The sequence below is a fragment of the Actinacidiphila sp. DG2A-62 genome (assembly GCF_035825295.1).
Classification (GTDB): domain Bacteria; phylum Actinomycetota; class Actinomycetes; order Streptomycetales; family Streptomycetaceae; genus Actinacidiphila.
The window spans coordinates 8127501-8139832 of sequence record NZ_JAYMGI010000002.1 but is presented as its reverse complement, the minus strand read 5'-3'; the positions used below and the strand labels follow the sequence as shown (position 1 = coordinate 8139832).

10 protein-coding genes and 2 rRNA genes (1 of these 12 only partly in view) are annotated in these 12332 nt (G+C 69.6%); all 12 read right to left on the bottom strand.

The features are described 5' to 3' along the window. Positions 1-256: 256 nt before the first annotated feature. Positions 257-1630, bottom strand: coding sequence for a DNA polymerase IV (locus VSR01_RS35750; protein WP_326453120.1), 1374 nt, complete (start codon positions 1628-1630; stop codon positions 257-259). A gap of 112 nt (positions 1631-1742) precedes the next feature. After that, the gene (locus VSR01_RS35745) at positions 1743-2384 is read right to left on the bottom strand and encodes a MerR family transcriptional regulator (protein WP_442785612.1); all 642 of its coding nucleotides are present in this window, start codon (positions 2382-2384) and stop codon (positions 1743-1745) included. Positions 2385-2583: 199 nt separating this feature from the next. Next, positions 2584-3057 (bottom strand): bifunctional nuclease family protein, encoded by a 474-nt coding sequence (locus VSR01_RS35740; RefSeq protein WP_326453118.1) that lies wholly within the window; start codon positions 3055-3057, stop codon positions 2584-2586. 136 nt (positions 3058-3193) lie between these two features. Continuing rightward, positions 3194-3949: a transcriptional regulator FtsR gene (gene ftsR / locus VSR01_RS35735; RefSeq protein WP_326453117.1), complete on the bottom strand. Its 756-nt coding sequence runs from the start codon at positions 3947-3949 to the stop codon at positions 3194-3196. Between the two features lie 47 nt (positions 3950-3996). After that, positions 3997-4839: an FHA domain-containing protein gene (locus tag VSR01_RS38130; RefSeq protein ID WP_442785747.1), complete on the bottom strand. Its 843-nt coding sequence runs from the start codon at positions 4837-4839 to the stop codon at positions 3997-3999. Positions 4840-4930: 91 nt separating this feature from the next. Further along, a complete protein-coding gene (locus VSR01_RS35725; RefSeq protein WP_326453115.1) occupies positions 4931-5833 on the bottom strand; it encodes a DUF881 domain-containing protein in 903 nt (300 codons plus the stop codon). A gap of 7 nt (positions 5834-5840) precedes the next feature. Beyond that, on the bottom strand, positions 5841-6173 hold the full coding sequence (locus VSR01_RS35720; protein ID WP_311300372.1) for a small basic family protein: 333 nt from the start codon (positions 6171-6173) through the stop codon (positions 5841-5843). Continuing rightward, positions 6170-7114, bottom strand: coding sequence for a DUF881 domain-containing protein (locus VSR01_RS35715; RefSeq protein WP_326453114.1), 945 nt, complete (start codon positions 7112-7114; stop codon positions 6170-6172). Before VSR01_RS35715 ends, VSR01_RS35720 begins: the two co-directional genes overlap by 4 nt. A gap of 70 nt (positions 7115-7184) precedes the next feature. After that, the gene (locus VSR01_RS35710; protein WP_326453113.1) at positions 7185-9680 is read right to left on the bottom strand and encodes a mannose-1-phosphate guanyltransferase; all 2496 of its coding nucleotides are present in this window, start codon (positions 9678-9680) and stop codon (positions 7185-7187) included. 23 nt (positions 9681-9703) lie between these two features. Beyond that, a complete protein-coding gene (locus VSR01_RS35705) occupies positions 9704-10312 on the bottom strand; it encodes a CDP-alcohol phosphatidyltransferase family protein (protein WP_326453112.1) in 609 nt (202 codons plus the stop codon). Positions 10313-10447: 135 nt separating this feature from the next. Continuing rightward, positions 10448-10564 (bottom strand): 5S ribosomal RNA (rrf, locus tag VSR01_RS35700). An 80-nt stretch (positions 10565-10644) separates the two neighbouring features. Beyond that, positions 10645-12332, bottom strand: a 23S ribosomal RNA gene (locus VSR01_RS35695); it runs 1441 nt beyond the window's last position.

Below are 12332 nucleotides of genomic sequence, written 5' to 3'. Positions count from 1 at the left end.
CACGCTGGAGGACGGGCAGCTGCGCGTCCCGTACGAGAAGTCCCTGATCAAGGACGCGCCGGACTTCGGCGTGGGCCGTCATCTGTCGCCCGAGCAGGAGCTGCAGCTCTACCACCACTACGGAATGGACGTGCCGCGGGCGAACCCCAGCCGGCGGCGCCGGAGCGGGACTTCGGCCGGGTCGGCCGGGAGGACTGAACCTCGCGGGCCTGCCGCACCCGCCGACCGCGCGGGCCGGTGGCACCGGCCGGGCGCGCTAGCCGGCCGCCGGCGACCGGTCCCGGGACATCGGGGCGAGCGGCAGCGGCTCGCCGTGGCAGAGCGCGGGGTCGTCGGCGGCGAAGGTGCGGACGCGGCCGGGGCGGGTGTCGGAGGGCACCTCGAAGCGGACGGTCACCCGCCCGACGCCGCTGCCCTGCACCCATCCGTTGCCGTGCTCCTCGTGCACCACGTCCTGCCCGGGCAGCCAGCGCCTGGCGTGCCCCTCGGGGACCGGCGGGGGCTCGGACGGCAGGTCGGCGGCCTCGTCCACGGTGCCGCCGGCGCCGCCCTCCCCCGCGTGCTGTGCGAACAGGTCCTCCTGGGTGAAGTCCGCCAGGCCCGCGACGCCCACCCCGAGCAGCCGGACGCCGCCGGTGGTGTCCACGGCCTCGACCAGCCGCCGCGCGGTCTCCCTGACCACGGCGGGGTCGTCGGTGGGGGCGCGCAGGGTCTCGGAGCGGGTCAGCGTGGAGAAGTCGTAGCGGCGGACCTTGATCACCACGGTGCGCCCGGACCGGCCGGCGCCGCGCAGCCGCTGCACGCAGCGTTCGGCGAGGCGGTCGATCTCGTGGCGGACGTGGGCGCGGTCGGTCAGGTCGTACTCGAAGGTGTCCTCGACGGAGATGGACTTCACGTCCCGGTCGGCGACCACCGGGCGGTTGTCGAGGCCGGCGGCCATCGCGTAGAGGCCGGTGCCGTGCGCCTTGCCGAGCAGCCGGACCAGCTCCGGCTCGCCGGCGTGGGTGATCTCGGCGACGGTGGTGATCCCGGCCTTGCGCAGGTGCTCGGCGGTGGCCGGGCCGACGCCCCACAGGGTGCGCACCGGCAACGGGTCGAGCAGCGCCCGCTCGGTGCCCGGCTCGACCACCACCAGGCCGTCGGGCTTGGCCCGCTCCGAGGCGATCTTGGCGAGCAGCTTGGAGCCGGCCAGGCCCACCGAGGCGGTCAGGCCCGTGGCGGCCCTGATCCGGGCCCGCAGGCGCTCGGCGACGACCCGCGGCGGGTCGGCGCCCCCGTCGGCCGCGGCGCCCGCCTCCAGGTCCAGGAAGGCCTCGTCGAGGCTCAGCGGCTCTATCAGCGGCGAGACCTCGGCGAGCAGGGCCATCACGGTCTCGCTGACCTGGCGGTAGATGCCGAAGCGGGGGTAGAGGTACGCGGCGTTCGGGCAGAGCCTGCGGGCGTGCGCGGTGGCCATGGCGGAGTGGACGCCGTGCACGCGTGCCTCGTAGGACGCGGTCGACACCACGCCCCGGTTCCCCAGGCCGCCGACCACCACCGGCTTGCCCCGCAGGCTCGGCTTGGCCGCCTGCTCGACCGCGGCGAAGAACGCGTCCATGTCCAGGTGGAGGATCGTCGGCGCACTTCTCACACCTCGATCGTGCCGCACACCGCCGACATCGGCCGTACACGTGTACGGTGCGGCGCGGATACAGGGCCCGTACGGGGGGCCCGGACGGCGCGAATATCAGGCGGGGCGAATTTCAGACGGCGCGGTTGCTGCGGCGGCGCGCCAGTTCGTCGGCGGGGTTGTGGCCGATCAGGGTCTCCCCGGTGTCGACCCGCTCGCCGTGCATCTGGGACAGCGCGCTCTCCACGTCCCGCCACACCACGCCGACCGCGATGCCGAAGACGCCCTGGCCGCCCTGAAGCAGGTCGACCACCTCGTCGGGCGAGGTGCACTCGTAGACCGTCGCGCCGTCGCTCATCAGGGTCATCCGGGTCAGCTCGGACGGACCGACCGAGCGCAGGTGCTGGACCGCGGTGCGGATGTTCTGCAGCGCCACGCCGGTGTCCAGCAGACGCTTGACGATCTTCAGCACGACCACGTCGCGGAAGCTGTAGAGCCGCTGGGTGCCGGAGCCGTAGGCCGGCCGCACGCTGGGCTCGACGAGTCCGGTGCGGGCCCAGTAGTCCAGCTGCCGGTAGGTGATGCCGGTGGCGGCGCACGCGGTGGGTCCGCGGTAGCCGATCCGCTCCGCGGCGGCGTCCGCGGCGCCGGCGGGCCCCCCGGGCGCCGTACGGGCCAGCGCCCCGTCGGTCGCAAACGGGCCGCCGGGCGGCAAACCGTCGCCGGTGCTTCTCACGCCGCCCTCCGTCCCTTCGCATCCCGTAGCCACGCGCATGTGCCACGAGACTTTCCACCTCGACGGTAGGCAGTCGTCAGGGGTGCGTCAACGATCGCCACACTCGGCACGCCGAGTGAAATTCACCCCAGGAGTGGTTTGCTTCGTCGCGCCCCGGGGAACGACTGACCGAATGCCCCTTCTCGGGGCAACCTTGCCTCGCCGAGGTCGGAACCGGCCGCCCGGTCGGCTCGCGGCCTCACTGGTTGCTGGTGCCGAAGTCCTCGGGCGAGATCTGGTCGAGGAACTCGCGGAACTTCTCCACCTCGTCCTCCTGCTCGTCGGGGATGGCGATGCCCGCGTCGTCCAGGACGCCGTCGCTGCCGTAGATCGGCGTGCCGGTGCGCAGCGCCAGCGCTATGGCGTCGGACGGGCGGGCACTGACCTCGACCCCGCTGGCGAACACCAGTACCGCGTAGAACACGTTGTCCCGCAGCTCCGTGATGCGCACCTCGGTGAGGGTCTGGCCCACCGCCTCCAGGACATCCTTGAAAAGGTCATGGGTGAGCGGCCGCGCCGGTGTCATGCCCTGCTGCGCGAAAGCGATGGCCGTCGCCTCCCCCGGCCCGATCCAGATGGGCAGGTACCGGTCGCCTCCCACTTCACGCAGGAGCACGATCGGTTGGTTGGAGGGCATTTCGACCCGGACACCCACAACGTCGAGCTCGTTCACACAGCAACCCTAGGCCGTGCCTGCCGGGTTTGGGTAGTCGGGCAGGCCGGAGCAGGGCCGTCCGGGCCCCCGACCGGGGGGTCGGGGGCCCCGGCGCGGCTTCCGACCTCGTCCTCGGCCGCCCCGGAGCCACCGCTCAGCGCAGCCTGGTCCGCAGCGCGGACTGCACCAGCGCGGCGTGCAGCCGCACCGACAGCTCCGCCAGCTCGCGCGCGGTGGTCTCGGCGTGGGTGCGGGTCTGCGGGTTGCGGTGCCGCCGCAGCGGCGCCACCACCTGCTCGACCAGGCCCGCCTCACGGTCCGCCGCCGCCTTCACCGCGCGCAGGTGCCGCGGCTCGAGGCCGAACCGGCCCAGGTCGGTGATCAGCCGGGCGATCTGCACGGCGTCCGCGTCGTAGCCGCCGTCGCGGCCGGCCTTGACCAGGCCGTAGGACTCCCACTCCGCCAGCTCCGCGCCGTCCGCCCCGGTGGCCGCGAGCAGCTCCTCACGGCCGATCCGCAGCTCGGCGGGCGGCTCGGGGTCGAAGGCCGCCGCCGCGGCGGCCGGGGCGTCCAGCGACTCGCGGGACTCGGCGGGACCGGGCAGCGCGACCTGCTCGCCGCGGTCCAGGGCGTCCAGGTGCTCCCGGATCACCCGCAGCGGCAGGTAGTGGTCGCGCTGCACCCGCAGGACGTACCCGAGCCGCTCCACGTCCTTGGCGGAGAACTTCCGGTAACCCGACGGGGTGCGCTGCGGCTCGACCAGGCCCTCCGCCTCCAGGAAGCGGATCTTGGAGATGGTGATCTCGGGGAACTCGTCCCGCAGCCTGCCGAGCACCGCGCCGATGCTCAGCAGCGCCTCGTCGGCCGCGGCGGCGCCGTTGCTCCCGGCGCCGCCTGACGTTCTCGGCATGAACACCTTCCCCGCGGGCCCGGACGCCCGCCTGCCTGTGCCCGGGGTCAGATGCCCCGCTGGCTCGCGTAGAAGACCAACCGGTACTTGCCGATCTGCACCTCGTCGCCGTTGGACAGCGGCACCGCGTCGATCCGCTCCCGGTTGACGTACGTGCCGTTCAGGCTGCCGACGTCCGAGACGGTGAAGCCGCCGTCGGAGCCGCGCCGGAACTCCACGTGCCGGCGCGAGACCGTCACGTCGTCCAGGAAGATGTCGCTCTGCGGGTGGCGGCCCGCGGTGGTCAGCTCACCGTCGAGCAGGAAGCGACTGCCGGAGTTGGGCCCCCGGCGCACCACCAGCAGCGCCGAGCCGATCGGCAGGGCGTCGACCGCGGCCTGCGCCTCGGGCGACAGCGACGGCGACGGCGTCTGGCCGGTGGCCTCCGCCTCGTACGCCTCGATGCCCGAGATCGAGATGGTGGAGGTGGTCTCCGAAGGGCGCTCGTGGCCACCGCCGGCGGTCCCGCGCAGGGGCGCACCGCAGTTGGAGCAGAAGCGACTCGCCTCCGCGTTGGTGTGACCGCACCTGCTGCATACCGGCAAGCCGAACCCTCCACCCGTGGTTGAGGTTGACGCTTCCCCGAAACCTATGCGGGCGGCAGATCCCTGGTCAACAGACGCCACGCCGGACGCGTCGGAATAGCCGCCGCCCTGCCCCTGCGGGTCGTTCCTGAACAGCGGGCGGTCACCCGCGCCCTGGCCGCCCTGGCCCTCGTCGACCGTGCCCCGCGGGGCGCGATGGCGCGCCGTCGCCGGGTCACCCGACTGCCGCGCGCTCTTGCCGAACAACTTCCCGAACAACTTCACGGGCGATTCCCCTTGAAAGACGCAGACCCGCCCGTGGGGCAGGACGAACTCTCGCTACTCACAGTTTCCACCACGCAACACGTACCGATTCCCCGACATCCCCGATCCCCGTACCGACTCCCCGACTCCGGCCTCACTGGGATGACCGAGCGTAGTCAGGCTGCTTCGGCGACCGCAAGGCGTCCACGACGATCTTCTGCGACCGCACCACGTCCGCGGTGGCCTGCTCCTTCTCCAGCGTCTGCACGACCCCTCCGGGGATGTTCAGCGCCGGCTCAAGATCCTGCGGGTTGCCGATGACCTTGAAGACGTAGGGCTGGGCGAGCTTGTGCCCGTCGACGAGCACGCCGTCGGAACCCTGCGTGAAGTATGTGTCCGCGACCGCGCGGACGCCGTTGATCTGGATCGCCTCGGCGCCGGCCGCCCGCAGCTCCTGGAGCGTGTCCAGCAGCGAGTCGGACTCCACGCCGCCGTGCGGATCGGTGATCGTCAGAGTGATCCCCGGCCCCTGCGCGGGCACCGAGCCGGCCAGCACGCCCAGCTCGCGCTCCTTCTGCTGGGTCTGCTTCAGCGCCTCCGCCGCCTGGTCGGAGCTGGTCTCCAGCTCCGAGCGCTGGCTGTCCAGTCCGCGCTTCTCGTCCTGGAGCCGCTGGCTGCGGTTGTCCAGCTCGGTCAGGATGCGCACCAGGTCCTCCTGGCGGGCGCCGCGCAGCGCGCCGTTGTCGCTGGTGGTGCGGACCTGGATGGCCACGCCCAGGCCCAGCACGGCCAGCAGCACCGCGACGATCAGCTGCGCCCGCGAGGCGCGCGGCGGCCACAGGGCGGCCAGCAACCGCTGGCGTCCGGTGCGTTCCTCGGGCTCGCCGGAGTCGTGACCGACGGGGTCGTGCCCGGCCGTCTCGTGCTCCCTCGCGTGGTGCCCGCGCGGGTCGTGCCCGCTCGGGTCGTGCTCGCTCGGGTCGGGCCCGCTCGCGTGGTGCCCGCTCGCGTGGTGCCCGCTCGCGTGGTGCCCGCGCGGGTGGTGCTCGTCGCTCATCCGCCGGTCACGCCCGGAAGACGTGGCGGCGGATGGCCGCCGCGTTGGAGAAGATGCGGATGCCGAGGACGACCACGACGCCGGTGGACAGCTGCGAGCCGACCCCCAGCTTGTCGCCCAGGAACACGATCAACGCGGCCACCACGACGTTGGACAGGAAGGACACGACGAACACCTTGTCGTCGAAGATCCCGTCCAGCATGGCCCGCAGGCCGCCGAAGACGGCGTCCAGGGCGGCCACCACCGCGATCGGGAGATACGGCTCCACCCCGGAGGGCACCACGGGGCGCACCACGAGGCCGACCACGACCCCCACGACGAGGCCCAGTACGGCGATCACTTCGAACCCTTCCCATGCGCGGCGCTGTCGGCCTTCGGGGCACCGGCGACCGGCTTGGCGTACCGCACGGTCAGGCTCGGCGCGGCGGCCAGCTCCAGTTCCTTCTGGACGGAGATGTTCGCACGGATCCCGTAGTCCGACTGGAGCAGCCGGAGGTACTGGCCGTCCTCGCTGTCCTGGAATGCCTTGCTCAACCGCTCCCCGTCCCCGATCGCCAGCACCGTGTACGGCGGCGCCAGCGGTTTGTTATCGACCAGTATGGCGTCCCCGGCGGCCCGGATCGCCGACAACGCGGTCAGCCGCTGCCCGTTCACCGTGACCGCCTCCGCGCCGGACGCCCACAGGCCGTTGACGACGTGCTGCATGTCCCGGTCGCGGACCCGGCCGGTGTCGGCGAAGCCGTTGCTCTCCCGGGGGCCGCCGCCGTCGCCGGTGGACGCCTCCTTGGCGTCGTCGACCACGAGTTTCACGCCGGGGCCGTGCACGGGCGTCGCGCCGGCCAGCAGGCCGAGCAGGGCCGCCTGGTCGCCGCCCCCCGTGGCGCGCAGCGCCTTCTGCTGCTCGGCGGAGACCGTCTCGCGCAGCGAGTCGACGTCCTTCTGCAACGCGTCCGCGCTCCTGGTCTCGGTCTGCACCCGGTCGATCAGCTTCTGCCGCTCCTTGGCCGCGGTAGGCGCCGAGACCTGCGCCTGCGCGGCGCCCAGGGTCACCACGACCGCGGCGAGCACCAGGCCCGCCGCGAGCCACAGCCGGCCGCTGAGCGCCGTGGGCAGCCGCGAGCTGCCCACGGCGCCGCGCCGGGCCGCGGCCTGCGCGTACCCGTCGTCCAGGCTGTGCTCCATGACATTGGTCAGCAGCGACATCGAGGCGTCGGGACGCCGCTGAGCGGCCCCTGGCGAGGGGCTGCTCCGATCGGGTCGCTGCTGCGGCATGCCGCACATCGTCCCACGTCGGGAGCCCGGACTCGAACGGGCCCCATGCGGCGCGCCGCGGGGCCCGTCCGCGGTCGGATCAGCGGCCGGCGCTCTCCACGACCTCCGACCACTCCTCCAGCAGCGCCTGCGTCGACGCGTCGTCCGGCCCCTCGGCCCACAGGTGGGTGACGGCCTCCGCGGGGTCGGGCAGCACCATCACCCAGCGTCCGTCGGACTCCACCACCCGTACGCCGTCGGTGGTGTCCACCGAGCGGTCTCCGGCCTCCTCGACGACCCGGCGCATCACCGAGCCCTTGACCGCCCACGGGGTCGGCACGTCCCGCTTCAGCACGTGCGCGCGCGGGATACGGGCGTCGATCTGGCTGAGCGTGAGCTGGGTGCGCGCCACCAGGCCGATCAGCCGCACGAACGCGGCGGAGCCGTCGAAGACGCTGCTGAACTCCGGGACGATGTAGCCGCCGCGGCCGTCGCCGCCGAAGATCGTGCCCTCGTCCCGGCCGACCCTGGTCAGGTCGTCGGACGCGGTGGTCGTCCAGGTGACCTGCGTGCCGTGGTACGCCGCCACCTGCTCGCCGATCCGGGTCGTGGTGACGGGCAGCGCCACCCGCCCGCTGCGGCGCTCGGCGGCGACCAGGTCGAGCAGCACCAGCAGCGCCCGGTCGTCCTCGACGATCTTGCCCCGCTCGTCGACCAGCGACATGCGCTCGCCCACCGGGTCGAAGCGGACGCCGAAGGCGGCGCGCGCCGAGGACACGATCTCGCCGAGCCGCACCAGGCCGGCCCTGCGGCTCTCCTCGGTCTCGGTGGGCCGCGCCTCGTCCAGGCCGGGGTTGATGGTCAGCGCGTCCACGCCGAGCCTGCCCAGCAGGCTGGGCAGCACCAGGCCCGCGCTGCCGTTCGCCGCGTCCACGACGACCTTCAGGCCGGACTCGGCGATGCCGGAGATGTCCACCGCGCGCAGCAGGGCGCCGGTGTACGAGTCGAAGACCGTCGCGGGGAACCGCAGATCGCCGATCTCGCCGGGGAACGCCCTGCGGTACTCCTGGCGCGCGAAGACCCGGTCCAGTTTGCGCTGGCCGGCCGCCGACAGGTCCGCTCCCCGCTCGTCGAAGAACATGATGTCGAGCGAGTCAGGACGGCCCGGCGTGGTCCTGATCATGATGCCGCCCGCGCTGCCGCGCGCGGTCTGCTGCCGGGCCACCGGCATGGGTACGTTCTCCAGGTCGCGCACGTCGATCGCGCTGGTCTGCAGCGCCGAGATCACCGCCCGCTTCAGGGCGCGCGCGCCGCGGGAGTGGTCGCGGGCGGTGGTGACCGTGGCGCCCTTCTTCAGCGTGGTCGCGTACGCGCCGGCGAGGCGGACCGCCAGCTCCGGCGTGATCTCGACGTTGAGGATGCCGGTGACGCCCCGGGCGCCGAACAGATGCGCCTGGCCGCGCGACTCCCAGATGACCGAGGTGTTGACGAACGCGCCGGCCTCGACCGTCTTGAACGGGTACACCCGGACGTTGCCCGAGATGATCGACTCCTCGCCGATCAGGCACTCGTCACCGATGACAGCGCCCTCGTCGATCCGCGCGGCCCGCATCACGTCGGTGTTCTTGCCGATCACGCAGCCGCGGAGATTGGTCCCCTGGCCGACGTAGACGTTGTCGGCGATCACCGCCTTGTGCAGGAAGGCGCCGGTCTTCACCACGACGTTGGAGCCCACCACGGTGTGCTCGCGGATCTCCGCGCCGGCCTCGACCTTGGCGTAGTCGCCGATGAACAGCGGGCCGCGCAGCACCGCGTCCGGATGCACCTCGGCGCCTTCGGCGACCCACACGCCCGGCGAGATCTCGAAGCCGTCGATGTCGACGTCGACCTTGCCCTCCAGGACGTCCGCCTGGGCCTTCACATAGCTCTCGTGGGTGCCGACGTCCTCCCAGTAGCCCTCGGCGACATAGCCGTAGATCGGCTTGCCCTCCTTCATCAGCTGCGGGAACACGTCGCCCGACCAGTCCACGGGGACGTCGGGGTCGACGTAGTTGAAGACCTCCGGCTCCATCACGTAGATGCCGGTGTTCACGGTGTCCGAGAACACCTGGCCCCATGTGGGCTTCTCCAGGAAGCGCTCGACCTTGCCCTCGTCGTCGACGATGGTGATGCCGAACTCCAGGGGGTTCGGCACCCGCGTCAGACACACCGTGACGAGGGCGCCCTTCTCCTTGTGGAATTCGATCAGCTCGGTCAGGTTGAAATCGGTGAGGGCGTCACCGGAAATCACGAGAAAGGAGTCGTCCTTCAGCGCCTCCTCGGCGTTCTTGACGCTTCCGGCCGTCCCCAGCGGCTTCTCTTCGTTGGCGTAGGTCAGCTCCATCCCGAATTCTTCGCCGTCCCCGAAGTAATTCTTCACGAGGGACGCGAGGAACTGGACTGTGACCACCGTCTCAGTGAGGCCGTGCCGCTTGAGCAGGGTCAGAACGTGCTGCATAATTGGGCGGTTAACCACCGGCAGCAGAGGTTTTGGCATGCTCGAAGTCATCGGGCGAAGGCGAGTACCTTCGCCGCCGGCCATGACAACCGCCTTCATGTCGGAAGCATCCTCCTCGTGACTCAGTCAGCCGTGGCGTCCGCCCTGACGAGTTGCCGGACCTGCACCACATAGAGGAACCCTGCCCACCAGTACAGGGTTGTACCCCACCCTGCGAACGCCCAGCCGAAAATTGACGCCAGCGTCGCAAGCCATCCGCTGCCGTCGCTGAGCAGCAGCAGCGGAAAGGCGTACATGAGGTTGAAGGTAGCCGCTTTCCCGATGAAGTTCACCTGGGGTGGGCCGTAACGGTGCCTCCGCAGAATCAGCAGCATCACCGCCATCATCGCCTCCCGTGCCAGCAGCAGCACGGTGAGCCACAGCGGCAGGATGTCCCGCCATGTGAGGCCGACGAGGGTGGACAGCACGAACAGCCGGTCCGCGGCCGGGTCCAGCACCCGTCCGAGACTGCTGATCTGATTCCAGCGCCGGGCCAGCTTCCCGTCCAGATAGTCGCTGACGCCGCTGAACGCCAGCACCAGCAGCGCCCAGCCGTCGGCCTTGGGGCCGTCGAACTCGGGCCACAGAATCAGCCACAGGAACACGGGGACGCCGACCAGGCGCGCCATACTCAGGATGTTGGGGATCGTGAAGATCCGATCCGTTTGCACCCGTGTCTCCTGGACCTCCACCGGGTCCCCTCCTGCTGCTGTCAAGTCGGTACCGACGCGCCATGATCCGGACGCCGCCGCCCGACTCTACCCCAGGCACAAAAAGGGCCCGGCCCCGGATCAGCGATCCGAGGCCGGGCCTCATTGTGAAGAATTGTTCGGCGGTGTCCTACTCTCCCACAGGGTCCCCCCTGCAGTACCATCGGCGCTGAAAGGCTTAGCTTCCGGGTTCGGAATGTAACCGGGCGTTTCCCTCACGCTATGACCACCGAAACACCATGAAACACACCCACCCGCCAACGGGTGGGGCTGGTTGTTTCAGAACCGCACAGTGGACGCGAACACACAGTCTTGTAGACAAGCCCTCGGCTTATTAGTACCGGTCAGCTCCACCCCTCACAGGGCTTCCACATCCGGCCTATCAACCCAGTCGTCTCCTGGGAGCCTTAACCCCTCAACGGGGGTGGGAGCCCTCATCTCGAAGCAGGCTTCCCGCTTAGATGCTTTCAGCGGTTATCCCTCCCGAACGTAGCCAACCAGCCATGCCCTTGGCAGGACAACTGGCACACCAGAGGTTCGTCCGTCCCGGTCCTCTCGTACTAGGGACAGCCCTTCTCAAGACTCCAACGCGCACAGCGGATAGGGACCGAACTGTCTCACGACGTTCTAAACCCAGCTCGCGTACCGCTTTAATGGGCGAACAGCCCAACCCTTGGGACCGACTCCAGCCCCAGGATGCGACGAGCCGACATCGAGGTGCCAAACCATCCCGTCGATATGGACTCTTGGGGAAGATCAGCCTGTTATCCCCGGGGTACCTTTTATCCGTTGAGCGACGGCGCTTCCACAAGCCACCGCCGGATCACTAGTCCCTACTTTCGTACCTGCTCGACCCGTCAGTCTCACAGTCAAGCTCCCTTGTGCACTTACACTCACCACCTGATTGCCAACCAGGCTGAGGGAACCTTTGGGCGCCTCCGTTACCCTTTAGGAGGCAACCGCCCCAGTTAAACTACCCACCAGACACTGTCCCTGATCCGGATCACGGACCGAGGTTAGACATCCAGCACGACCAGAGTGGTATTTCAACGACGACTCCCACCAGGCTGGCGCCCGATGATCACAGTCTCCCACCTATCCTACACAAGCCGAACCGAACACCAATATCAAGCTATAGTAAAGGTCCCGGGGTCTTTCCGTCCTGCTGCGCGAAACGAGCATCTTTACTCGTAGTGCAATTTCACCGGGCCTATGGTTGAGACAGTCGAGAAGTCGTTACGCCATTCGTGCAGGTCGGAACTTACCCGACAAGGAATTTCGCTACCTTAGGATGGTTATAGTTACCACCGCCGTTTACTGGCGCTTAAGTTCTCAGCTTCGCCCCACCGAAGCAGGACTAACCGGTCCCCTTAACGTTCCAGCACCGGGCAGGCGTCAGTCCGTATACATCGCCTTACGGCTTCGCACGGACCTGTGTTTTTAGTAAACAGTCGCTTCTCGCTGGTCTCTGCGGCCACCCCCAGCTCACACTGCAAGAGTGATCACCAGGTGTGGCCCCCCTTCTCCCGAAGTTACGGGGGCATTTTGCCGAGTTCCTTAACCATAGTTCACCCGAACGCCTCGGTATTCTCTACCAGACCACCTGAGTCGGTTTAGGGTACGGGCCGCCATGAAACTCGCTAGAGGCTTTTCTCGACAGCATAGGATCATCCACTTCACCACAATCGGCTCGGCATCAGGTCTCACCCTTGCGCGAGGGACGGATTTACCTACCCCTCGGGCTACACCCTTACCCCGGGACAACCACCGCCCGGGCTGGACTACCTTCCTGCGTCACCCCATCACTTACCTACTACCACCTCGGGTCACCGGCTCCACCACTCCCACCCCCAGCAAAGCTGAGAACGGGCGGCTTCACGGGCTTAGCATCAGAGGATTCGATACTGGGCGCTTCAAAGCGGGTACCGGAATATCAACCGGTTGTCCATCGACTACGCCTGTCGGCCTCGCCTTAGGTCCCGACTTACCCTGGGCAGATCAG

Coding starts and splice junctions, on each gene's coding strand:
- VSR01_RS35745 (WP_442785612.1), bottom strand. CDS start 2,384: ATGCGCGTGGCTACGGGATGCGAAGGGACGGAGGGCGGCGTGAGAAGC.
- ftsR (WP_326453117.1), bottom strand. CDS start 3,949: ATGCCGAGAACGTCAGGCGGCGCCGGGAGCAACGGCGCCGCCGCGGCC.
- VSR01_RS35725 (WP_326453115.1), bottom strand. CDS start 5,833: ATGAGCGACGAGCACCACCCGCGCGGGCACCACGCGAGCGGGCACCAC.
- VSR01_RS35715 (WP_326453114.1), bottom strand. CDS start 7,114: ATGTGCGGCATGCCGCAGCAGCGACCCGATCGGAGCAGCCCCTCGCCA.
- VSR01_RS35710 (WP_326453113.1), bottom strand. CDS start 9,680: ATGAAGGCGGTTGTCATGGCCGGCGGCGAAGGTACTCGCCTTCGCCCG.